The 25,447-nt window shown below is 28.9% G+C and carries 21 protein-coding genes; 6 read left to right on the top strand and 15 right to left on the bottom strand.

Annotated elements, in window-relative coordinates:
• The first annotated feature begins 4 nt into the window (after window positions 1–4).
• The 5 genes from UF10_RS08390 (at window position 5) to UF10_RS09375 (ending at window position 5,320) form a co-directional block, all read left to right on the top strand.
• A complete protein-coding gene (locus UF10_RS08390) occupies window positions 5–913 on the top strand; it encodes a manganese-dependent inorganic pyrophosphatase (protein WP_106777351.1) in 909 nt (302 codons plus the stop codon).
• 256 nt (window positions 914–1,169) lie between these two features.
• Complete coding sequence (locus UF10_RS08385; RefSeq protein WP_106777350.1) at window positions 1,170–1,694, top strand: peptidylprolyl isomerase; 525 nt, start codon at window positions 1,170–1,172, stop codon at window positions 1,692–1,694.
• Window positions 1,695–1,997: 303 nt separating this feature from the next.
• Window positions 1,998–2,345, top strand: a complete 348-nt coding sequence (locus UF10_RS08380) for a cell wall-binding repeat-containing protein (protein ID WP_106777349.1) — start codon at window positions 1,998–2,000, stop codon at window positions 2,343–2,345.
• Window positions 2,302–4,080 carry a cell wall-binding repeat-containing protein gene (locus UF10_RS08375; protein ID WP_106777348.1) on the top strand — a complete coding sequence of 593 codons (1,779 nt, stop codon included), beginning with the start codon at window positions 2,302–2,304 and terminating at the stop codon, window positions 4,078–4,080. The genes UF10_RS08380 and UF10_RS08375 overlap by 44 nt, the downstream gene beginning before the upstream one ends.
• 868 nt (window positions 4,081–4,948) lie before the next feature.
• Complete coding sequence (locus UF10_RS09375; RefSeq protein WP_106777347.1) at window positions 4,949–5,320, top strand: cell wall-binding repeat-containing protein; 372 nt, start codon at window positions 4,949–4,951, stop codon at window positions 5,318–5,320.
• 11 nt (window positions 5,321–5,331) lie between these two features.
• On the opposite strand, the gene UF10_RS08365 is transcribed toward UF10_RS09375, so the two are convergent.
• From UF10_RS08365 to hemC, 6 genes are all read right to left on the bottom strand, one after another.
• Window positions 5,332–6,915 carry a M18 family aminopeptidase gene (locus UF10_RS08365; RefSeq protein ID WP_106777346.1) on the bottom strand — a complete coding sequence of 528 codons (1,584 nt, stop codon included), beginning with the start codon at window positions 6,913–6,915 and terminating at the stop codon, window positions 5,332–5,334.
• A 457-nt stretch (window positions 6,916–7,372) separates the two neighbouring features.
• Window positions 7,373–9,736 (bottom strand): ATP-dependent helicase, encoded by a 2,364-nt coding sequence (locus UF10_RS08360; RefSeq protein WP_106777345.1) that lies wholly within the window; start codon window positions 9,734–9,736, stop codon window positions 7,373–7,375.
• 213 nt (window positions 9,737–9,949) lie between these two features.
• Window positions 9,950–10,633, bottom strand: coding sequence for a precorrin-2 dehydrogenase/sirohydrochlorin ferrochelatase family protein (locus UF10_RS08355; protein ID WP_106777344.1), 684 nt, complete (start codon window positions 10,631–10,633; stop codon window positions 9,950–9,952).
• Between the two features lie 176 nt (window positions 10,634–10,809).
• Complete coding sequence (hemB, locus tag UF10_RS08350) at window positions 10,810–11,775, bottom strand: porphobilinogen synthase (protein WP_106777343.1); 966 nt, start codon at window positions 11,773–11,775, stop codon at window positions 10,810–10,812.
• A gap of 35 nt (window positions 11,776–11,810) precedes the next feature.
• The gene (gene cobA / locus UF10_RS08345) at window positions 11,811–13,400 is read right to left on the bottom strand and encodes a uroporphyrinogen-III C-methyltransferase (protein WP_242969087.1); all 1,590 of its coding nucleotides are present in this window, start codon (window positions 13,398–13,400) and stop codon (window positions 11,811–11,813) included.
• A 385-nt stretch (window positions 13,401–13,785) separates the two neighbouring features.
• A complete protein-coding gene (gene hemC / locus UF10_RS08335) occupies window positions 13,786–14,778 on the bottom strand; it encodes a hydroxymethylbilane synthase (protein ID WP_106777341.1) in 993 nt (330 codons plus the stop codon).
• A 1,055-nt stretch (window positions 14,779–15,833) separates the two neighbouring features.
• Between hemC and UF10_RS08330 the strand changes: the two genes are divergently transcribed.
• Window positions 15,834–16,496, top strand: a complete 663-nt coding sequence (locus tag UF10_RS08330) for a formate/nitrite transporter family protein (RefSeq protein WP_242969086.1) — start codon at window positions 15,834–15,836, stop codon at window positions 16,494–16,496.
• 287 nt (window positions 16,497–16,783) lie between these two features.
• Here UF10_RS08330 and UF10_RS08325 read toward each other — a convergent pair whose 3' ends face one another.
• The 9 genes from UF10_RS08325 to UF10_RS08285 form a co-directional block, all read right to left on the bottom strand.
• On the bottom strand, window positions 16,784–18,310 hold the full coding sequence (locus tag UF10_RS08325) for a cobalt-factor II C(20)-methyltransferase (protein ID WP_106777340.1): 1,527 nt from the start codon (window positions 18,308–18,310) through the stop codon (window positions 16,784–16,786).
• Between the two features lie 20 nt (window positions 18,311–18,330).
• Entirely contained in the window at window positions 18,331–19,095 is a 765-nt protein-coding gene (gene cobK / locus UF10_RS08320) for a precorrin-6A reductase (RefSeq protein WP_106777339.1), read from the bottom strand.
• Window positions 19,092–19,817 carry a precorrin-3B C(17)-methyltransferase gene (gene cobJ, locus UF10_RS08315; RefSeq protein WP_106777338.1) on the bottom strand — a complete coding sequence of 242 codons (726 nt, stop codon included), beginning with the start codon at window positions 19,815–19,817 and terminating at the stop codon, window positions 19,092–19,094. The genes cobK and cobJ overlap by 4 nt, the downstream gene beginning before the upstream one ends.
• Window positions 19,814–20,878: a cobalt-precorrin 5A hydrolase gene (locus UF10_RS08310; protein ID WP_170062472.1), complete on the bottom strand. Its 1,065-nt coding sequence runs from the start codon at window positions 20,876–20,878 to the stop codon at window positions 19,814–19,816. The genes cobJ and UF10_RS08310 overlap by 4 nt, the downstream gene beginning before the upstream one ends.
• A gap of 175 nt (window positions 20,879–21,053) precedes the next feature.
• Window positions 21,054–21,818: a cobalt-precorrin-4 methyltransferase gene (locus UF10_RS08305; protein WP_106777336.1), complete on the bottom strand. Its 765-nt coding sequence runs from the start codon at window positions 21,816–21,818 to the stop codon at window positions 21,054–21,056.
• Between the two features lie 66 nt (window positions 21,819–21,884).
• Window positions 21,885–22,442, bottom strand: coding sequence for a decarboxylating cobalt-precorrin-6B (C(15))-methyltransferase (locus UF10_RS08300; RefSeq protein ID WP_106777335.1), 558 nt, complete (start codon window positions 22,440–22,442; stop codon window positions 21,885–21,887).
• A 139-nt stretch (window positions 22,443–22,581) separates the two neighbouring features.
• Window positions 22,582–23,187, bottom strand: a complete 606-nt coding sequence (gene cbiE / locus UF10_RS08295; protein WP_106777334.1) for a precorrin-6y C5,15-methyltransferase (decarboxylating) subunit CbiE — start codon at window positions 23,185–23,187, stop codon at window positions 22,582–22,584.
• A gap of 340 nt (window positions 23,188–23,527) precedes the next feature.
• The gene (gene cbiD / locus UF10_RS08290; RefSeq protein ID WP_106777333.1) at window positions 23,528–24,697 is read right to left on the bottom strand and encodes a cobalt-precorrin-5B (C(1))-methyltransferase CbiD; all 1,170 of its coding nucleotides are present in this window, start codon (window positions 24,695–24,697) and stop codon (window positions 23,528–23,530) included.
• A gap of 96 nt (window positions 24,698–24,793) precedes the next feature.
• Window positions 24,794–25,354 carry a DJ-1 family glyoxalase III gene (locus UF10_RS08285; RefSeq protein ID WP_106777332.1) on the bottom strand — a complete coding sequence of 187 codons (561 nt, stop codon included), beginning with the start codon at window positions 25,352–25,354 and terminating at the stop codon, window positions 24,794–24,796.
• Window positions 25,355–25,447: the final 93 nt, after the last annotated feature.

The following is a 25,447-nucleotide window of genomic DNA, read 5'->3' as shown; positions in this document are numbered from 1 at the left end:
AAATATGAGTTTATTAGTATTCGGTCATAAGAGTCCTGATACAGATTCAATCTGTTCATGTATTGCTATGACAAATTTAAAGAAATCTTTAGGAGTTGATGCAACTGCATGCTGTCTAGGAGAACTAAGAAAGGAAGCTGAGTTTGTATTAGACTATTTCAAGGTTGAAGCACCAAAGAGAATAGATTCTGTAAAAGAAGGTGATCAGTGTTGCCTTGTTGACCATAATGAATTTGGTCAAAGTGTAGATGGGTTAGAAAATGCTACAATAGTAGAAATAGTAGATCATCATAAACTAGGTGGTATTACTACTTCTTCACCACTTAGTATGACTCTAAGACCTGTTGGTTGTACAAATACAATTCTTTATTCAATGTATAAAGAAAATAACATCGAAATACCAAAGAAGATTGCTGGTTTAATGCTTTCTGCAATTTTATCTGACACATTGATATTTAGATCACCTACAACTACAGATGAAGATATCGCGGCTGGAAAGGCTCTTGCTGAAATAGCTGGCGTTGATTATGAAAAATATGGAATGGAAATGTTTAAGGCTGGTACATCTTTAGACGGATATTCTGTTGAAGATATTGTAAAGATGGACTTCAAGTCATTTGATATGGGTGGCAAGAAAGTTGGTATCGGACAGGTAATGACTCTAGATATTGATGCTGTTATGGACAAAAAAGATGAATTCCTAAACTACATCAACTCTACTGAATTTGATATGCTTTATTTAGCAGTAACTGACATTATAAAGGAAGGTTCTTATTTAATTTATAAGTCACCAGATGAGATAATTTCAAAAGCCTTTGATGTCGATGCTGATCAAGGTGTATTTGTAGAAGGACTAGTTTCAAGAAAGAAGCAAATCGTACCAAATCTTACACCAGAAGTAGAAAAATTCTAATCCATTTTAAGTATTAGATAGCTTCTTTACAAAGGAATGTTTTTCAAATAAAAGCTATATTTAAATTTTATTTTCTATAAAGTCATCTTTTATAACTAATAAAAGCTTAATTTTATACTTAAAAACATACATTTATTAATTTAGTTTTTATACATTTATTATGAAAAACAATTCAAAAATAAATATTCTTATTTTGCTGCTTTTGACTTGTTTTCAAGCACTAAAATTTTAATATAGTAAACTTTAGGAGGAAAAAATGGAAATTAATAACCCAATAGTAACAATAGAAATGGAAAATGGCGATATAATGAAGGCTGAACTTTATCCTCATATTGCACCAAATACAGTAAGAAACTTTATTGATTTAATTAATCATAATTTCTATGATGGATTAATCTTTCATAGAGTTATAAAAGGATTTATGATTCAAGGTGGTTGCCCTGATGGAACAGGTATGGGCGGACCTGGATATACTATAGCTGGTGAATTTAGTGGTAATGGATTTACAAACAACCTAAAGCATGACAGAGGGGTATTATCAATGGCTAGAGCTATGAGCCCAAACTCTGCTGGATCACAATTTTTCATTATGCATAAGAACTCTCCACATCTAGATGCACAGTATGCTAGCTTTGGTAGAATAATAGAAGGATTAGAGGTTGTAGATGCCATTGCAGAATCAAAAACTGGATTTGGTGATAAGCCTAAAAAGGAACAAAAAATCAAATCTATGACAGTAGATACTCAGGGTATTAATTACGAAGAACCTGAAAAAATGTAATCTTTTTAAAATTAAATATATTTAATAGAAACGAGGGAAATTTTTCCCTCGTTTTTTTATTTTAAGCCTTATTTTTAATATTATTCTGTCAATTTAATTAGATTCATTTTATACATCTATGATTTTCATTTTTGAAAACAAGTCTTTTATTTATCTTTTTACTTTGATATAATTACTTTACAATCATTTTTTAATGAACAAAGGTGATTTTACATTCTTTTATTAGGTTTATATATACTTCACCTTGTTTATTATATAATATTTTTTTTAATTAAATTAATCATCTTGGGAGGATATATTATTATGTTTAACTATAAAAAAATTATGTGCTGTGCATTATCATCCGCAACAATTGTAGGATTGGGCACTGTACCTTCAAATGCTATCAATGAAAATATCGATTTACAAGGAAATAATCGTTTTGAAACAGCTAATAAAATTGCTCTAAATTATTTCAAAAGTCCAGAAAATATTATTTTGGTTAATAGTGACGCAATTTCTGACGCTTTATCTGTTGCGCCATATGCTAAAAAACTAAATGCTCCAGTTCTTTTAAGTAAATCTGATGATTTAGATAAAAAAACTAAAGAAACATTGGAAAGAAACATTGGAAAAATTAAATCCAAAAAATATAGTTTTAATCGGTGGTGAAAAATCATTATCGGAAAATCTTAAAAATAAATTAGATAAGAAATATAATGTCGAAAGAATAAGTGGCAATAATAGAATCGATACTTCTATGCAAATAGCTAAAAAAATGGGACAAACTCTAAATGATGCTTTTATTGTCAATGGCTATACAGGTCTTGCAGATGCAGCTGGTGCTGGTGGTATAGCTGCTAAATTAAACTCTCCTTTAATATTTACTGATAAAAATATCAATAATTACAAGGATATCATGAAAAAAACAAATATAAAAAGTGCTTTTTTAATTGGTGGAGAATATAATCTTCCAAAAAACTTTGACGATGTAGTTAGGAGCGATCGTATTGCTGGATCTAATAGAAATGAAACAAATTCTAAATTAATAGAAAAATTCTTGAATAAGGATTCAAAAATGGCTTTTATTGCTAAAGATGGATCAAACAATGAGAGCGAATTAATAGACTCTGTTACTATAGGTGGTGTAGCAGGGCTTAAAAATATGCCTATATTCTTAGGAAGTAAAACAATCGGTGTCAATAATAATCAACTAGAATTGCTTAAAAAAATCAATCCTACAGATATAATTGGTGTGGGTGGAGGAAATATTAAATCTGGTAAAAAGATGAAAAAAATTCTTCCAAATACAAAATTCCATATTGAAGGTCTTTATGATTCAAATAGCAGCGGATCGTCTTCAGGCGGATCTTCTTCAAGTAGCTCGTCTTCAGGTGGATCGTCAAACGTGGTTGATGATAAAGAAAAGAAAACTCTAAATATAGAAGAAGTGAAATCTATACAAAATCTCATACTCAAAGACAATATAGAGTCTACAAAGGATTCTACGATTATAATTGATTCTTCTGATTATGAAAATTTTGATTTCAAAGTAGATACATCAAAACTTTCAAAAATAGATTCATCAAACGATGAAGATAATATTTTAAAATATCAATTTAATAAAAATGATTTACTTACTTCACTTAATACAATTTTAGATATAACTAATGTTGATTCTATACAATTTGCCAGCACTAAAACTAATTATGTTGGTAAAGAAATTTCCACTTCAAAAGATAGTGAATTTATTCCTTTGAATGAAGATTCTCTTAATCAATCTTTCCGTAAGGCATCAGATATAGAAATTGCTGCTAATCATAAAGGGATAATTAACTCCCCTGGTTTAGATGGAAAATCAGTAAAAATAATCGCTCATTGTACTTCAGATGAAGGAAGTTTTGATAGAAACTTTATAGTTAACTTTACTGAACTGAGTGAAGATTATATGGATAATAAAAATATAGAAGATGTAAATAATATTCATTTTGATGTTGTAATAAATAAAATAAATAATAATGAAAGTAGTAAAGATTATCTAAGCTTAAAAAGAGAGAACAATACAATTACTTGCTCTATAAAAAAAGATTCTTTAGCAAAAGAAGAATGCATGAATATGCTAGATGAACTAGTTGATTCAGCTTTTATTGACTCAATCACATTAGGCAATGATAAAACTTATACATTCGATGAAAATAAAAAACTTTTCTCTTCTAGTAAATATAAAGAATCTATACTTTTTAAAAAAGCTATAACAGAATCTCTTGGATGTCAAGAACTTATTTTAAAAGATTCTAATGGTGATATAGATTCTAGTAAATTAAGAAATAAGTCAATGAACATAACTTTAAACTCTCATTCTGATGAAGGAAGCTTTTCACAAATTATTACAATAGTATTTAAATAAAAAAATAGATTTCAAAGCCCCTCTATATAGAGGGGCTTTTTTACTTGAATTCATACATTTATTATTTATGTTTTTTCAAATTTTATTTTTATTTTTTCCTTTTCATATTTTATTTATTCTATTTATCATGATAATATTAATATTTTTCCAATTATATAAAATATTAATATTATTTTTATATTTTTCCAATTATATAAAAATAATATTATTTTTATATTTTCTATATCTAGCTAGCAAAATATTATTTAAATATATTTTTTAAGTAAATATTCTTTTTTTCTAATCAATATACAACCTATTCAGTATTATTATATTCAGCAATACTCTACTGATTATTCATTTTAAAAACAAATAGTTCTTTTTCATTCTATTATCTGATTTTTATATACTGAATAAAGTTTTTTATCTTAAAACTCTAACTTACTATAAATCATATGACTTCTCATCAATATAAAATCACTAAAAATATAAATAGTTGTATATCTTATAGTATTTTTTTGTACTTATTTGATATACAGTAACTTTAATAATTATTCTAAATAGATTATTAAATATACTTTTTTATTATAAGTCCTTTTTTCTACCTTAAAAACATACATCTATCTTTTAAGTTTTTATTTTTTACTTTATTTATTTAATTCAATTTGATATAATTATATTAAGGATATATTAAAGTTTTTTAAATTTTTTTCTGTTATTGACCTATTTTATTTTTATAAAGTTCTTATTATTAAATAAAATAGACTATTATAAATAATTTACAGATTTTTTTATAAACTTTAATTTATTTGTGTTTTTTTGTCATGTTAATTTTTATTTATATTTTTATTATTTTAATTTAGGGGGTATATATGTTTAATTATAAAAAATAATCTGCTGTACGCTATCAGCAAGTACAATAATAGCTGCATCACCTATTGTCTCAAATGCGTCCAACGATAATATTGATGAAAAAAATCATGCTAAAAAAGATCATAATAAAGTCGATTTAGAGGGATATAGCCGATTCGATACTGCTAATAAAATAGCTCTTAACTATTTTAAAAATCCTGAAAATGTGATTCTAGTCAATAGCAACGCTATAGCAGATGCACTATCTGTTGCACCTTATGCCAAAAAATTAGAAGCTCCAGTACTTTTAACTAATTCTGATAGTTTAGAGTCAAAAACTAAAAAAACTATAGAAAAGTTAAATCCTAGAAATATCATTTTAAAAAGAAATAAAAGTCCCTCTAGTTAGAGGGACTTTTGCTATTTCAGATTATAAAATCCTAACATACTCTTATAGTAATCTGTGTAGTCGCCAACATGGGCAAGCTCTCTTATAGAGTGCATTGCAAGTATTGGTATACCTACATCTACTATAGGCATTGGAAGATGACTCGCCATTATTGAGCCTATTGTACTTCCGCTTCTCATATCACTTCTATTTACAAAAGTTTGACACTTAATCTTATTTTTTCTACATATTTCTTTAAAAACTGCTGCAGAATATCCATCACTTGCATATGCCCTGCCTGCATGTGATTTGATAGCTGGTCCATTTCCAAATATAGCTTTATTTGTTGGATCGGCCTTTTCTGTCTTATTAGGATGAACTGCATGGGCAAGATCTGCTGAAATCATAAATGAATTTTCTAGACCTATAAGCATCTCTTCTCTAGATATATTCATAGATATACATATTCTTTCTATTATATTTCCTAATAACTCAGAATCTGCACCTTCTTTTGACATACTTCCTACTTCTTCATTGTTGAAGGCTGCCAGCATATTTATACCACAGAATCCATTAAATTCTCTGAGTAAAGTATTTCCTACACTTGAATCATATATACCATAATCCCTAGATATGCTAGACTCAGGTCTACCTATATCAGCTATAGCCTTTCTTAGCTCATCAGAAGCCTTCTTACCGCATTCTTTTGTGTTTGAGCTATCAATCAGTGCCTTTATACTAGCGTGCATACTAGCCAAGTTATCCAGCCTTCCTGCTGATATAAATTCACTATTTTCACCAACTAAACTACTCTTTTCATATTCATATAGATATAGTTCATAATCTAGTATATCATCCGCCACTAGTGCTCTTTCACTTTCAGCTTTTATCCTTTCTCTAACTGAAAGAACATTTGCATATTCAAGATGTATTGAATCAGCATCTTCATTTGCTATGTTATTGTTATTATCATTACTCTCAGAAACTCCATTATCTTTATCAAGCTCTCTTATCAAGATCTGCTTTAAATAATCTTCTGTTTCTAGACTTTCTCCTGTTTCCAATATTAGGGGCATTAAATCATCTTGCTTGTTGTATTCATAGCCCGAATTTATTTCTCTGTTCATATGAATTGCAAGATTAGGTATTATACATATTGGCTTGTCAATTTTTATTATCTTTTCTATTGGTTTTAGTGGATTTTTCCAGTTTCTTAATAGAACTCTACCAGCTATTGAAAGTGGTCTATCAAGCCAAGTGCTAACTATCATACCACCATAAGGTTCTACATTTAATTTTATTTGATTATTTATTTTAACTTCTGGGTTAGCTTTTATCTTGAATGTTGGCGAATCCGTGTGACTCCCTATTATACGAAATCCATCTTCTACTATATTATCTCCATTTATAACAAAAGCTATTAAGCCTGAAGCATTTACCTTTATATAGTATCTACCAGCTTTTTCCAAAGTCCATTTTTTCTTTAAGTTTAATTCTATAAAACCATTTTCTCTAAGGTTTTTTTCGGCATAAGATACCGCATTATACATAGTAGGACTATTATTTATAAAGTCTAATAGTTCATTAGCTACGTTTTTTGCAGTTGACTCTGACATAATTTCTCCTTCCGCTTTTAAAAGGAGCCAAAACTGACTCCTCTAATTTATCTTTTTTTATTTTAATAGTATATTTACTACTTACTACTTACTACTTACTACTTACTACTTACTCTATATTATCAACTTTTTAGTTTTTTTACAATTATATTATTATTTTTATATGAAAATATTTATCCATTAAATATAGCTTATTCAAGTCCTTTTTTCGTTTTTTCTTGGGGCTTATTGTTGATATTAGCTATATATTTATATCTTTTAATAACTATAGCTACTTCTATATATTATTATACTTTTAATGATCATAAGCATCTTCATATTTATCTTTTTAAAATATTATAATATCTACTCTATTATTTTATACTTTTCATTTATTATCAGTAACTTCATTATTTTTATATTTTTAGTTTATTATAAGCACTTTATTATTTTTATATTTTTAGTTTATTATAATACTTTAATATTCCATAACTTCTATAGTAGTATATTCTAGGTTTATTTTTTTTACGCCTTTTTGATTAAATGCTACTGTTACTTCTGCTCCAATTTTAGATATTACTGTACCCTCTCCAAATTTCGGATGTGATATCTTGGATCCTTTTTTCACTTTAGGAATACTATCTGGATTATATGAATCATATCCTGCTCCTTCTCCTTTGCTAACGAGGTTTGCATTTGAGCCTCCTTTATTTGAAGAGTTCGATGCTGGAAAATCTTCTTTTTTATTTATAATCTTTGCACCCATATCTTTAGCTTTTTTGACATTCATCTGATTTTTGTACTTATCTGCATATTTTTTAAGTAAACTATAATCTGCATCTTTGTATCCAGGATCTTTAGCTTGCGAGTCTAGTATCTCTACACACTCTTCAGGCAGCTCTCCCAAGAATCTAGATTTCATATTTACATTTGTTTTTCCATATAAAGTTCTTCTTGCCGTATGAGTAAGATACAACTCTCTCATGGCTCTTGTTATTCCAACATAGCAAAGTCTTCTTTCTTCCTCTATATCCATATCATTTAGGCTAGATATTGCTCTTGCTATAGGGAATATCTTTTCTTCCATACCTATAATAAATACAACAGGGAATTCAAGCCCTTTTGATGAGTGCATAGTCATAAGTGATACTTTTTCTATTCCTTCTTCATCTTCATTATTTATATCGCTTGATAAAGATATGTTTGCCAAAAAGTTGCTCAAATTTTTCTCTTCATCAGCAAATAACTCTGAGTTTTCATATTCCAAAGCAATAGAAATAAACTCTTTAAGATTGTCTATTCTGTCCTGTGCTTCTTCAGATTTTCCATTTTGTAGTTTTTCGTTTTTCTTTATAACTTCTTCTAAATCACTTATATATCCTGTTAAATCTAGTATTTTTTCTACCATCTTACTAGGAGAGTATGTTTCAGAAATACTTCTAAATAGTCCTATCAAGTCAACAAAGTCATTTATTCCCTTTTTTGCCTTTGTAGATATATCCGAGTTATTATCTACATCCAAAATAACTGAATATAAACTTTCCTTCATTATATTGGCTCTATCTTCTAATTTTTCTATCGTTCTAAGCCCCACACCACGTCTAGGTACATTGATTACCCTCTTCACTGATATATCATCTTGTGGATTTACTATCACTCTTAAATAGCCTAGTAGATCCTTTATTTCTTTTCTCTCATAAAACTTTGTACCGCCATATATATTGTATGGTATCTGGAATCTATTTAGGGCATCTTCTATAGTTCTCGCTTGAGCATTTGCCCTATAAAGTACAGCATAATCACTGTATGGTCTACCTGATTTCATAGCATTTTCATAGATTTCATTTACTACATAATTTGCCTCATCTACTTCATTTGCCAAGACTTTGACCTTTACAAGATTACCTTCTTTTCTATCACTCCACAATCTTTTCTTCTTTCTTTCCACATTGTTCGCTATTAGGTAATTTGCAGTATCCAATATAACCTGAGTAGATCTATAATTTTGCTCCAATTTTACTACAAATACATCGTCATAATCTCTTTCAAACTCAAGTATATTCCTTATATCTGCACCTCTCCAAGCATATATACTCTGGTCATCATCCCCAACGACACATATATTTTGATGTCCCATAGCCAATAGCTTGATTAATTGATACTGTGCTCTTGATGTATCTTGATACTCATCTACCATTATATATCTAAATTTCCCTCTATAGAAATTCAAAACATCTTCATTTGTTTGTAAAAGTTCAACGGTCTTAACTATTAAGTCATCAAAATCAAGTGCACTATTTCTTTTTAATCTATCCTGATATATTGCATATACCTTGGCAATTGACTCTAACCAAAGATCTCCAGCTGCAGTCCTTGCAAATTCTTTTGGTCCCATCAACTTATCTTTTGCAGATGAAATTTGGGAAATAATTGATCTTGGCTCAAACTTTTTATCACTTAAATCAAGCTCTTTCATACAGTCTTTTATCAAAGTCATCTGGTCAGTAGAATCATATATTACAAAACTTCTATTATAACCAATTTTATTTATATCTTTTCTTAGTATTCTTACACAACATGAATGGAATGTAGATATCCACATATCCCTAGAATCTTCCCCAATGATATTTTCTACTCTTTCACGCATTTCATTTGCTGCCTTATTTGTAAATGTAATTGCCAAAATATTTCCTGGGTTTACATTCTTATCTTCTACTAGATATGATATTCTAGTTGTCAAAACTTTTGTTTTTCCAGACCCCGCTCCAGCTAGTATCAAAACTGGACCTTCAGTTCTTTCTACTGCTTGCTTTTGGGCAGGATTTAAATCATCTATATTCATTTATCTTCCTCCAAACCACGACTTATATACGCTCTATAAACTATAACACTTTCAAAACTATACAACCTCAAAACTATACAACCTCAAAACTATACTCTTCAAAGCTATACTCTTTAAAAACTATACAACTTCAAAAGCTATAATATTCAAAAGCTATGCAACTTCAAAAGCTACACAACTTCAAAAGCTATGCAACTTCAAAAGTTATAGATTTTACTTTGAAAAGTACTCTTTTAATTTATTTTTTAGATTTTTTGTATTTTTAGGACTCTTCCCCTTTGATGACACTGATATTACTATATCCTCTCCATCAAATTTTTCTTCAAAAAAAGCTGTATTTATAAATGACGATTGTTTATGATTATCCACAGAATTAACAAGTATATTATTACTTATACAGTAACTCGCTATCTCTTTATTTAATTTTATATCATCAGTTGCAAGATATAGCAGATCTATATCACAAAGATCGTCAAAGTTAAATTCTCTTTCTATTAAACAAATATTACCTGCTAATTTCGTATTTTTTTCTTCATTAGCATCTTTTATTATATCACTTGATTTATCATTAGAGTTTATAAGTTGATTATTTTCTTTAAAATCCTCATAATCTCTTTTTTCTATACTTAAAGACTTCTTCTCTTTTTCTAAATCACAAATATTTTTCTTATCATCAATTTTAAGATCTATACTCTCTTTTTCTATGTTTTGAGAGTATATTCTTCCATTTTTTGTTTTTTCTGCAAGCTCTAATAGTTCCAAAGAAAACTTTGGGGATATCACTTTTATACTTGCACCGTATCTTAGAAGTGACCTTGCCTTCCTAGAAGCAATTTTTCCACCACCAACTATTAATATATTAACTTTTTCCAAATCTATCATTATAGGATAAAACATCCAACTCCTCCTTTTAATAGAAGATAAGCCCAGCAATAGAAATTTATCTACTGTTGAGCTCTTATTTTACCATTTATTTGTAAACTATTCCAATCTTAAAGGAAAGACACAAAATAAATCTTAAATATTATCCTTTACATTACTATACTAAAGACCTAATTTAATCTTATCTTAAATTAGTACTTTCCTATATACTTTGCTAAATCCTTTGCAAAATAAGTAATTATTATATTTGCACCTGCACGTTTAATAGACATCACTGCCTCATATATTGCCTCTTCATTTAATAAGCCCTGCGAAACTGCAAGTTTTAACATAGAGTATTCTCCACTAACATTATATGCAGCTACTGGAACTTCAAATCTTTGGCTAGCTCCCTTTATTACATCAAGATATGATAGAGCTGGCTTTACCATTATAATATCAGCACCCTCTTCTATATCATACTGACACTCTAACATTGCTTCATTTACATTTGACGGATCCATCTGATATGCCTTTCTATCGCCAAATGCTGGTGCAGAATCTGCTGCATCTCTAAATGGTCCATAGAAATTTGAAGCATATTTAGCACTGTAGGCCATAATTCCAACATTTACAAATCCATTCTCATCTAGAACTTTTCTAATTGCAGCAATTCTAAAATCCATCATATCAGATGGTGCTACCATATCAGCTCCAGCCTTTGCATGGCTAAGTGCTATTTTTGATAGAAATTCTAATGATTTATCATTGTCTACATATCCATCTTCATTTATAATTCCACAATGTCCATGATCTGTATATTCACACATACAAACATCTGTTATTATATTCATATCTGGACATATTCTTTTAATTTCTCTTACTGCCTGCTGAACTATTCCATTATCATCAAATCCCGAACTAGCACACCAGTCCTTGCGTTCAGTTACTCCAAATATCATTATATTTTGTATTCCGTGATTTACAATATCTTCTATTTCTTCTTCTAATTTGTCTACAGAGAAATGATACACTCCTGGCATACTCTTTATTTCATTTTTAATATTATTGCCCTCTATTACAAAGATTGGATATACTAGTTCTTTCATGTCTAGCCTTGTCTCTCTTACCAACTCTCTTGTTACCTTGTTTACTCTCAATCTTCTTGGTCTTCTCATCTTTCATCACTCCTCTTATAGTTTTATATTAAATTTTATTTTATATCATCAAATATAGTTTCAATCATTGAGTCTATAGTTGCTATTTTTGATTGCATATCTACTTTTAATCCACTTTTTTCTATTGTTTCAGAAGTAATATCACCTATAGAAACTTTTTTTATATTTTCAAGCAAGTGAATATTTTCATTTCCTATTAGCTCTAAAGTATTATTGAATGTAGAGGAACTAGTAAAAGTAATATAATCAACTTTTTCATTTTTCAAGCTATTTATCAACTCTTCTTTAATAGGATAATTGATTTTATTTTCATAAATCTCCACCCTATCTACATCAATATTAAAATTTTCCAATGCGTCTTCAAATGTAGTACTGGCAATTTCTGAACACGGAAACAAAACTCTGTCTATCACTATTTTATGTTTTGAATTTGCTTCTGATAGTGAGTCTATTTTATAAGATACTATGCTCTTTGCTAATCCCTTGCCACTGAACTCCTTCGCCTCTATATCAGGAAAAAGTCCATATTTTTCTATTGTTTCTGTAGTAGCAGATCCTATACTGGCAATCAAAGTATTTGCAAGACATCTAGAATCTAATCTTTTTTCTTTCATTGCTTCAAAAAAATACTCTGCTGAATGACTGCTTGTGAATGCTAGACAATCATATTTTTTAGCTTTTATTTTATCTACTATTATTTCCTGATAATTTTCTTTTTCATTTATTAAAATAGTAGCTATTTCAATAACTCTAGCTCCATTTTTCTCTAATTTTTCCCTAAGTTTACTATTTTTACTCCTAGTTCTCGTGACTAAAACAGTCTTTCCAAACATTTTCTTTCTCTCAAAGAATCCTAACTTTTCCGTTAAACTAACTACTCCTCCCAAAACAAACAAAGACGGTGCCGTAATATTATTTTCATCTACACATTTCTTTGCATATTTAAGGCTTGTAGTAATTGTTTTTTGATTATATCTAGTTGCCCAAGAAACAAATGCAACTGGAGTATTTGGATCTTTTCCATTTGATATCAACATTTTACTTATATACTCAATATTTCCAATTCCCATAAGAAATACTACTGTAGCTTTTTCTTCTGCTAATGCACGCCAATTTATATCAAGATTATTATCTTTTTTAGCGTGTCCAGTTACAATATGAAAAGACGAAGCAAAATCCCTATGTGTTACAGGTATACCCGCATAAGAAAGTCCCCCAATTGCTGAGCTGACTCCTGGTACTATTTCAAACTCTATTCCTTCATCATATAGTAGTTCGCCTTCTTCTCCGCCACGACCAAATACATATGGATCTCCACCTTTTAGCCTTACTACTATCTTACCTTCTTTTGCTTTCTGAGCTATTATATTATTTATTTTTTCCTGAGGAATTGTATGATTACTAGATTTTTTACCAACATAAATAGTCTCACAATTTTTCTTTTTATAATCTAACAGCCTGGTATTAATAAGTCTGTCGTATATTATCACATCTGCATTTTTAATACACTCTATGCCCTTTAATGTTATTAGACCAATATCTCCAGGACCTGCCCCAACTAAATACACCCTTCCAAGCTCTAAAGATTTTTTTTCTTTAAGATTCACGATGTCCTGCCTTTCCAACTATATAAGTATCAACACTTGTTTTTATAGTTTATCTTTTTCTAGCTACTTTTTCTAATTTATCTTTAACTTTCTATTTTTTTCTCTACTTTTTATCTTTTTTCTAGCTTTACACTCTATTATGTGGATTTTTTCTAGCTTACCTTTTTATTTCCACTTTTTTATTCTTTATTTTTCTGTTTCTTATTTCTGTTTTTTTCTAGTTTATATTTTATTTTTATATTTCTTATTTCTGTTTTTTCTAGTTTATATTTTATTTTTATATTTCTTATTTCTGTTTTTTCTAGTTTATATTTTATTTTTATATTTCTTATTTCTGTTTTTTTTATTCCTATTTTTTATAGTATATTTTTTAGTATTTTTATTAGTGCTTTTTTGTCTACTTTTATTTTTTGTTTTCCTTAAATTCACTTCTTATTTCTTTTGCCAAACTACTGCCTAAATCAGCCAATACTTTTTTTTCCTGATTTTCTATCTCTTTCAAATCTTCACCTTCAAGTTTTCTTTCCCCACTTACAGAAGATAGATCTATCTCTTTCTCTTTAATTATTATATTTGTATAATCTTCATTTCCAAATACCCCTCGAACTATAAATTTATTATTTTTCATATAGGATATTGAACCAACTGGTATGTGGCAACCACCATTTATCTCTTTTAAAAAGGCTCTCTCTGCTAGAACCTGCCGCTCTGTTTCTCTATCAGATATTGATTCAAACATTTTTTCTAGTTTAGTATTTTCCTTTTTAATCTCTATTGCCAGGGCTCCTTGTCCAGATGCAGGTATCATTTGATTATAATCAAAATAATAAATGCTTAAATCTTTTATATTCAATCTTTCTATTCCTGCTGCTGCCAAAACTATGGCATCCATATCCTCACTGACTAACTTTGATATTCTAGTAGCTATATTTCCCCTAAGAGGCACCGCTACTATCTCATCATTAATCATAAGTAATTGGGCTATTCTTCTTTTGCTACCTGTACCAATTTTTAAACCACTCGTGTTTTTTAGCCAATTTATGCTATTATCTAAATCAATATTATGCTTTGGATTTACTATCAAAACATCCCTTGCATCCGCTCTTTTGGGAGTGCTTACAAGCTTTAATCTATCATCTATTTCAGACGGCATATCCTTTAAACTGTGAACTGCAAAATCAATTTTTCCATCTATCAATTGTCTTTCTATTTCTTTGACAAATATTCCCTTATCTCCTATTTTATCTAAAGCTTTATCAAGTATTTTATCTCCCTTAGTCTTTATAATCTTTTTTTCTATCTCAAGTTCAGGAAATGCCCTCATGAGAGATTTACACACCAACTCAGTCTGAGTAATAGCAAGCTCACTCCCTCTTGTCCCCGCAACTAATTTCATAATTCCTCCGATTTAACTAGCTATATAGTCTATTTTTTATTTTTACTTCTTTTCTATATTTATTCTCTTATATTTTTTAATTTAATATTTCTTTCTATCTTAAATTCACTTTTTTCTTATACATTCACTTTAATACTTATTTTGCTATCTTAATTTGCTTTTTTTGTTATTCATTTAATTTAATATTTCTTTCTATCTTAATTTACTTTTTCCTTACACATTGACTTTCATACTTATTTCAATATTAATTTGCTTTTTTAACTCACTTGCTTTTATATTTATCTCTTATATTAATTTACTTTTTTTCTACATACTATCTTAATATATTTAAAAATATATACTTTATAACTTAAAGCTATAAAGCTTTGATAATCTGAGTTTTATACTTAGTATCTTCCATTTTTTATTTTAAAACTAATAATAAGCATCAAAATTTACAGCTTAAATAACTATTTTTAGGCTGTAATGCTAGAAAATACAACAACTTAAAGTATATATTTTAGCATAAAAAAAGTCAAATTTAAAATTCCCATTCTTCTTAATAGCTTTTTATCAATAAGCCTCTCCAAACGCTTTAATATAACTTAATTTATTGTATAATTTGCTTTTAAATATCATAATTTCTACAATTATGCTAGTTTGATGAATCAATTTTTTATGCTATCACTCTTTTTTTTTGAACTCCTTAAGTAACTATTTAAAAATAACTTTTTATAGGACTTTAGTCCACATATTATATTCTCATAAAATTATTTTTTATTTAAGTAAGCTCATATTTTTTCTTAATACTTTTGTATATAATCAAGTAAATATGGTCATTAAAATTTGAAAACATAAAATAAACATTACTTTTCTAGTCTAATATTTTTAATATTTTTTCTTAAAGTAAAAAGTATCTTTAATAAAAACACATAATATGTTATACTTGTAAAAACACGTAATATTTTATGTTTTTATAATAAATTGTTCGTTTTATTGGTTTCAATTTTTCAGAATTTAATAATGTCGGTTAAAGTATATTTATATCTGTTGTATTTTATATAAGGAGAATAGTAATGTATAAGGAAATAATAGAGAATTTTTCTGATATAGCAATCGCTAAATCAAGCAAATGCAAGAAAAATAAGAAGTCTTATTTAATATCGGCTATATTTGCTGGTAGTTTTATAGGACTCGGAGTATTATTATCATCTACAATAGGTGGTTTGCTTTCTGAAAGCAATAACCCTTTTGCACGAATAATTATGGGGCTTTCTTTCTCAGTAGCACTTATATCCGTAGTATTTTCTGGAACAGAGTTATTTACAGGAAATAACTTTGTAATGTCAATAGGCAGGTTAAATAAAAAAGTTGAAACTTCTGATTTAATATCAGTATGGATTTTTAGTTGGATAGGTAATTTTTTAGGTGCCATTTTGCTCAGTTCATTATTTGTGCTTACAGGTCTGGTCGATGAAGGTTCTGTGATGGAGTTTTTCTCAAAAGTAGCTCTAAACAAGGCAAATTTAGCTCCTCTTGCTTTATTTACAAGAGCCATAATCTGCAACTTTATCGTATGTTTGGCAATCTTGCTTGCAAATAATACTAAAAATGATGCTGCCAAAATAATAATTATTATCTTATGCTTATTTGCATTTGTAACTACTGGTTTTGAACATAGCGTTGCAAATATGACTGCTTTCTCAGTTGCTATTTTCGCAAAAATATTCATAGCATAACGATTATTCAGGCTATGAAGGCTCTATTTATTGCAACACTTGGCAATATAGTAGGCGGTGGATTGCTTATGGGACTTGGTGTATTTGCTATGAAGGAATAAAATATAAAACTTTAAAAAGCTAGCCCTTAAGGGCTAGCTTTTATAATTTCAAAATATAAATATCCATATATACTCTAAAAAACAAGATCTACAAATACTTATATATAGTTCTATAATTTTATACTTACAGTCTTTGATTACATAAAAATATATCTATAGCTATCTACATAATCAAACTATTCTACTTTAAAACTTCCACTTCTTATTCAATAATATTGTTGTAAAATAAGCTACTTTCTCTAATTTTTTTATATCCTCTACATCTCTATATACAATTTCATTGTCCATTGATGAGTTTGAAACCATTATAAAGCAATCTTGTAAATTTTTATCTTCTATCATCTTTATTATTTCTTTGAAATTTTTATATACCTTCATCAAGACAACAGAGTCAAATCTATCAATAACTTCAGATATATCTTCATAATTATCTGTGCAAGAAACTACTGCCAATGACTCTCTATCCATAGCCAAGGGGAAATTATTTGCTGAAGCTATATCTATAAAAGAATTTATACCAGATATAGTCTCTACTTCTATTTTCCCAATCAATCTTTCCAATAGATAAACATAGGTTGAATATACCATAGGATCTCCTAAAGTTATAAAGCCTACATTCTTTCCAGACTCAACATCTTTTTTTATTTCATAAGATATACTGTCCCAAGCTAGATTTTTTTCTTCTATATTATAATTCATAGGAAAATGTCTTTCTTTAATATCAAGAGATTCCTTTAAGTATCTCTGTGCTATCTTCTGAGCCGTGCTTTTTTTATTTTCCTTTGCCTGTGGTACATATAAAATATCTATCTCTTCTAGAGTTTTTATAGCTCTTAAAGTCAAAAGTTCACTATCCCCAGGTCCAACACCTATTCCATAAAATTTTGAAAGCTTAGACTTATCTTTTTTTTCTTCTGCAGATTTATAAATAGCTTCTTCTAAGTTTGCTAAAAATTTTTCTTGTATGTACTCGAATTCGCCTATTCCTTCAAGATGTATCTCAACATCAAATCCTTCTTCTTCTAATACTGTTCTCCAAGAATCTTTATCTTCACCAGCCATATCATTTTTTGCATGATCTCCAGCTACCAATAAAAATGGTCTTAAGTGAAGCTTTTTTATTTTATCCTTCTTTAAAAAATATAAGGCATCTTCAAGTGATGGATGTCCCTCAACAGTTGCTATATATGCTGAAGTCTCCTGTCTTCTAACTCTATAATCAAGTGCTGCATATGACGAATGTGCACTGTGTTCGCTGCCGTGTCCCATCCAAAGAGTTGCTTCTTTCTCTTCTTGATTTTTTATATCCTTTTCACTTATATTTTTTATAAAGTCCGCTATATAGTCATAATCCTCTAAGCTTGTCAAAAGAGGTCTACCTAGCACTATTTTATCAAATTTACTCTTATGCTTTTCAATAATGTCTAAAAATTTATGATATTCCTCTCCACAAATTAAGTGAAGTGACTGAATATAAATATTTTTATATCCTTTTAAATATAATGACTCCAATAATTCATCAGGATACATTATTTCTTCATTATCTCTTTTTTTAAGCTTTTTAATTATCATTTTAGATGTCCAAGCCCTATAAAAATCCATCTCAGGAAATCTTTTTTTAATTGTATTTTCACAAGCTTCTATTGTTTTTTTCCTCGTATCCATATGAGATGTTCCAAAGCTTATCACTACTAATGCATCTTTATTTCTCATACACACCTCTTTTCTTAATTTTATCCAAATATTAAACTTTCCTCTATTTCATCTATCTCATGAACAACTCTTTGATAGTCTATTGTTTTTCTTTTTATTATTATGATGGGTATACCAACTTCTTCGCAAGCCTCAACTTTATCTAAGAATCCTCCCGCAAATCCACTTTCTTTAGTTATAACAACATCTACTTTAGCATGTTTTAATATAGCTACATTTATTTCCTTGCTAAATGGACCTTTTATAGCCAATATATTGTCTGCATTTAAACCCATAGCCTCACAGTTTCTAAGAACATCACTAGTTGGAAGAACTCTGGCTGTAAGTGTTTTTGACTTTAATAATTTGACATAAGTTCCTAAATTTTTACTTCCTATCGCAATAAATACATTTTCCCACTCTTCGTGATTCATTATCATATTGCAGGCTTCTTCTATTGTATCTACTACAAACTCACCTTGATATTTTATCTCTTCTAACAAGGATTTTCTTTCAAATCTTATATATTTAATATCTGCCTCTTCACAGGCATCGATTGCATTTCTTGATACTTCTACTGCATAAGGATGTGTTGCATCTATTACCTGCCTTATTTCGTTTTCCTTAATAAAATCTACCATTTCTTCTTTGTCCATCTTACCATTTACTATTTCTTTTGCATGTGATTCAGCTAGCTCTCTACCAAATTCAGTTGCAACTGATAGTATAAAGTCACTTATTCCTATTTCAGATAGGCGATCACAAATTTTCAAGCTATCTGATGTTCCTCCTAGAACTAGTATCATATATTATACCCCCTCGGTGTAATTATTTTCCCATTATCTATATAAGATTTTTTGTTGCCAACTATTACCATAGTAGACATATCACATATTTCGTAATCCATATCTCTAATATTGCTTATATAGATTTCTTGATTATCTCTGCCTGCGTTTTTAACTATCCCAACAGGTGTATCAAGTGATTTGTACTGACTCATTATTTCAAATGCCATTTTAAGATGCTCACTTCTTCCCTTGCTCCTAGGATTATATATACATATTACAAAATCAGCATCAGAAGCCAACTTTATTCTTTTTTCTATTATGCTCCAAGGTGTCATTAAATCACTAAGACTTATTTGACAAAAGTCATGCATAAGAGGCGCACCAAGTACTGAAGCTGCTGATATACTAGAGCTTACACCTTGAACAATCTTTACTTCTTCTGCTACTTCTCTCTTGGAATTTAGTTCTAATATTAATCCAGCCATTCCGTATATTCCAGAGTCTCCACCACTTATTAGGGCAACTTTTTTACCTTGACTGGAAAGTTCTAGAGCTTCTAAACATCTTTCTTTCTCCTGCCTCATTCCATTTTCCACTATTTTTTTGTCAACTAATAAATGCTTTATCAATTTGATATAGGTCTTATATCCAACTATAATGTCGCATTTTTCAATAGCCTCCAAGGCCTCTTGTGTCATATACTGTTCATTACCAGGCCCTGTACCTACTACATAAATCATTTTTTCCTCCCAATTGAAACTGTAATTCCATTTGACTTATACTTTTCTGCTATTATATTTCCGTCAGATATTATATGACATGATGGCTCCGATACAGAATAAACTCCTACTGTTTTTTTTACAAAATCGGATCCTTCATATAAATTATCATACAATGACAATTTCTCAGCACTGAAAAATACCTTTTCCAAATTATATTTTTCTGCAAAGTCTCCAATACATTTTTCATTCTCTTTAATATCTATACTTGCTATCTTTTTTACTGATTTAATAGAAATATTATTATCAAATAAGTGTTTTAAAACATTTTCTTCAAAAATATCTGAGTCCATATTTTTTCTACATCCGACACCTAGCATATTTCTCCTTGGAATAATCTTTATAATATCCTTATTAGCTTTTGAAATAAGTCTCTCATTATCTGTTATTATAACAAAGATTTCTTGATTTTCTCCCAATTCTCTATTAATATATTTTTCCTTAAAATCATTAATATTTTCAAAAACATTAAAACCACTTAGCATATTTTCCAATAAATATACATAGTCACTCTGAACAAATATATTTACAAGCCTTCCCTTTATTAGAGATGAATTTACCCTTAAACACTCTTTTCTTAGTCCAGCAACTTTAATATCTAACTTTTTTGCAATAAGATCAAGTGCACCCTTATTATTAACATCAGTAGACGTTGTTATTACAGGATTTGAAGATAAGCCTTCTGCTAATATTTTAGTTAGTTCATTGGCTCCAGCCACATGACCTCCAACTAAGCTGATAACATTTAAAGCCAACTCATCCATCACCACAATAGCTGGATCCTTTAGTTTATCCTCTAGTAAGTCAGCTATTGTTCTTACAACTATTCCCGTTGCCATAATAAATACTAAGAAATCGGCATTATCAAATATACTTTTTTTATCTGATTTAAATTCTTTAAATGATATAACTTCTCCATCAAGAATTTCTCCTTCAAACTTGACATCTTTCATAATACTTTCATTTAGTTTTTTAGCAAGTTTTTCTGAATTGCTTGTTATGTAAATATATTTGATAATCATAGTGTCACCTCTTTTAAGTAAGTTAAGTAAGTATTGCAAGATAAAAAATATATAAATATTTCTCATTCTTTTATTTATATATCCTTTTCTACCCTTTTTATACTTATTCATAGTTTTTCACTTTTATATATCTTTGCTTATTTTTAAGCACAGTGAATTATTATAGCATAATTTTTTAATCAATTGTAGCCTTTCTGTACTCATGAGAAAAACTTTTATCATATAATTTGGAATAATTATACTCATCCCCCAGAAAATCCCCAACCAATATTAAGGCTGTTTTTTTAATACCTTCACTCTTCACTTTAGCCACAATATCTGATAAGCTTCCAGATACTGTTTTTTCATCTCTCCAAGTCGCCTTATATACCACTGCTACTGGCGTACTTTCACTGTATCCACCCTCTAGCAACTTCTCTACCACTTTTTCTATACCTTGAACCGACAAAAATATTGCCATTGACGTTTTGTGTTTTGCAAATAACTCCAACTTTTCAAGTTCTGGCACTGGAGTTCTTCCTTCCATTCTCGTTATAATCAAGCTCTGAGATATCTCTGGTACAGTATATTCTATTCCTAAAGAAGCTGCAGCACCTAAAAATGAGCTCACACCTGCTATACTCTCATATTCAATATTTAATTTTTTAAGCTCCTCAGCTTGCTCTCTGATAGATCCGTATATGGATATATCACCAGTTTGAAGTCTTACTACCAGCTTATCCTGACTAGCCCCTTCACTCATCACTTCTATTATTTCCTCTAAACTCATAGTTGCACTATCATATAATAGACAGCCTTTCCTACAATAATCTAATAGTTCTGGATTTACCAAAGAACCTGCATATATTACTATATCTGCCTTTGAAAGAAGCTTGTAACCCTTCAATGTTATCAACTCTTTATCTCCTGGCCCTGCACCTACAAAATATATTTTTTCCATTTTTTCACCCTTTTTCCTTTTTTAAAGCTTATCCTACTCAGCATAAAAATATTTTATTTTGAAATTTTACTTACTAGCTGATACTATAAATATTGTGTTTTGTGGTTTAAAATAGTTTCCCTTGCCCAATCTTTCCATATTTGATACAGAAATTTGACTTACCTCTATATTTTTATATCCACATTCCTCTAATATAGACTTACATTCAAAAAAGCTCTCTAAAAGTATAAAATTTGCTACTATTTTCCCACCATATCTCAATATTGAATAAGACCACTCTAATATTTCTTTTAGATTTTTCTTACTACCACCTATAAATATAGCATCTATATCCTTGAAATTTTCTTCGTATAACGGTGCCATACCCTGAATTTGTTTGACATTTTTCAGTTTGAATTTTTCTATATTTTTTCTACTCAATTCAAAGGCAGATTTTTCTATTTCTATAGATACTATCTCTAAATTAGGATAATTAATAGCTGTTTCAACAGTTATACTCCCAGTTCCTGATCCTATATCTATAAATTTCTTTGCTCCAAGCAACTCTAATTTTGAAATTGATACTGCCCTTATTTCTTCTTTTGTAATTGGAACCTTTTCTAATATAAACTCACTGTTTTTCATTCTTTACTCCATAAATAATATTATTAAATATTTTTTAAATTACTGTACTTAAGCTTCTATACACATTTTAATCACTAGCACAATAGCATTACTTTACTTAAACTTTTAAAGATATCTTTATTGCTAAAATCAAGAAGATTTATTTTTTTATTAAGATTACAAGCGACATTTTATAATCTCGATTTTTTATATCATTGGAATTGGTAATTTCTAATCTCTCGTTAGGATATGATAGATTCTCGCCTATATACATATCATAAAGCATATTTCTATTCTTAATTTCTTGAGCTATTTCATATGGTCCTATATTTTTATCCGTTACCATAGCTATCTTTTTATGCATTAAAATAAAGTCATAGTCTGGCTCTCTTCCGTGCGAGCTGCTTATATATACATCGTTCATATCTATAGCAAATGCAGAAAATGCATATTGAATAGAGCTTATACCTGCAATAATCTTTATATCAATTTTTCCTTCTAATTCTCTATTTATATAAGATGCTATACCATATATTAATGGATCACCTGACGCTAAAACCACAATATTTTTTTGTGCATTATTTAAAATATAATTTTTCATTTCATTTAGATTAGATGAGATATAAAATATTTCTTTTTCTATATTACCAAGAGCTTCAATATTTCTCTTTCCAGCAATTATTATTTCAGAATTATCTATTATTTCCTTTGCAACTTCTGTAATATATTTATTATTGCCTGGACCTATTCCTACAATATATAACATTTAATTCTCCTAACTCTTTTGATTTTATATAAAATCTTAATATTTATTATGATTATTCTTCTCTATCTTGTTATATTTACTATTATTGCTTATATATTTCTTTTTTTATACTTATTTTTATACTTATTTTTTATCATTTTCTCTTTATTTCTTCTACTAACTTTTTGTTATATTTATTATTTATCTATTTTTTTATTATGTTTACTTTTTATTGCTTATTTTTTTATTGTTTATTTTTTATTACTTTTTTCTTTACTGCTCTTTCTCTTTATTACTTATATTTTTCTGTTCTTTTTTTAAAGTTAGATTTTATTAGTATCTTTATCATATAACTCTTAAATCAATGAAAATTTGTTCTTCCTATTCCTAGAAGTTCTCCCTCCATAGAAAGCATATAAACTTCTACTTTTATGTCTTCTTTTCCTTCTCTCATATAATTCCAAGCCCTATCTGAAGCCTTCTGAGATATCACTTTAAATACTTCTTCCATATTATTTTCTTTTATTATTGTTATCATAGCATCAGTTGTAAGACAAGAGTCTATTTCTTTTAAAACACTTTGGCTTGCCCCCAATAATGCTAAATTTGCTATCATTATTTCTTTTCTCGCATCTGCTATCCTACTGTGTGTATTTGTAATACCTGCAGATAATTTAATTAGCTTACCTATATGCCCTGCAATTATTATTTTTTTAAAAGCCAATCTTTTGGATTCCATCAGCATATAACCTATAAAATTGCTCATTTTAACTATGTTTTCTTCATTTTTTTTATAAACTTTAGTCATAATATCATATCCAATATTACCTGGAACTAATATTATTTCTTCTAAACCCTCTTCTGCTTTTATTGATAGTTCGGCTGAGAGTGCCTTCTTCCAACCTTCCTCACTCATAGGCTCAACTATACCACTCGTACCTATTATAGATATTCCACCAACAATTCCAAGATTAGAGTTGAAGGTATCAAGTGCTATTTTTTCACCCATTGGAGCTGATATTGTCACTAATATCTTTCTATTTTGTAAGTACTCATCAATATCTATAGCATATTCATCTATAATTTTTTCTATCTCACTAGCTATCATTTTCAAAGGTACAGGATTGATAGCTGGCCTTCCAACTTCTGTACTTAGACCTTTTTTGGTAACTATACCTATGCCAATCCCTGAACTTATCTCTAAATAGTCATGAATTTTCACAGCACAAACAGTGGGAATATCCTCTGTATTGATTATTTCCACTTTAGAATAAATTTCCATATTATTCGTCGCATCAATATCATCTCCTGCGTCCTTTATAACACAACACTGAGCCGACTCTTTTCCAATTTTTTGATTAAATACATCAATTAAAAGATTTATTCCTTTTGGCGTAGAAATCTCTACATTATCTATTTTAATACCTGTAATCATCATTGTGAGGGCTGCCTTAGTGGCAGCCGCTGCACATGATCCAGTTGTATATCCTCTTTTATATTTTTTTCCGTCTACATATACATATTTTTCCATTTTATTTCCCTAAAATATAATTTTACATTCAAAATATATACAACTTATATATTTAGTAATTTAATATTTTCTAAACTAATTCTAATAAAGCAATCTTTACTTTATTATATAATCAGCTAGAGTTTCTTCTTTTATTTTGTCTGCCATTTCTTTACCAGCAAGATATTCAATAATCGAATATGCAAATAAAGTTGCTGTAGCTGGTCCTCTTGATGTTATCACATTTTTATAGACAACTACTGGCTCTTTCTTAAACTTTTTAAAATTCATCTGATCTTCTAATCCTGGGAATATTGTGCCCTCAATATGCTCAGATACTCCCGCAGCCTTTAAAACTAAAGGGCTTGCACAGATAGATGCGACCAACTTCTTTTCATCAAAAAACATCTTTAGCAGCTCTAATACATTAGAATTATCCTTTAACATCATTGTTCCTGGATATCCTCCTGGAGTTACTACACCGTCATAATTACCTATGTTTACATCTTCTAGTAGCTTGTCCGCCTTTATAATTATATCGTGATCTCCCTTTGTTTCTAGGTTATTAGTTATTGATACCATATCAACTTCTATACCTGCTCTTCTGCAAAAATCAACTACTGTTAAAGCTTCAATTTCTTCATATCCATTTGGAAGTAATATCATTATTTTACTCATTTTACGAACACCTCTTTCTAAAATATACAAATCTAACTGCGGTTTTATACAAACTTACAATATCTATAATAATATATATATTACTCAAAATTG

The organism is Peptostreptococcus russellii (assembly GCF_003012055.1).
GTDB lineage: Bacteria > Bacillota > Clostridia > Peptostreptococcales > Peptostreptococcaceae > Peptostreptococcus > Peptostreptococcus russellii.
Note: the sequence above shows the minus strand (reverse complement) of the source record. Positions and strands in the feature narration are given on the sequence as shown.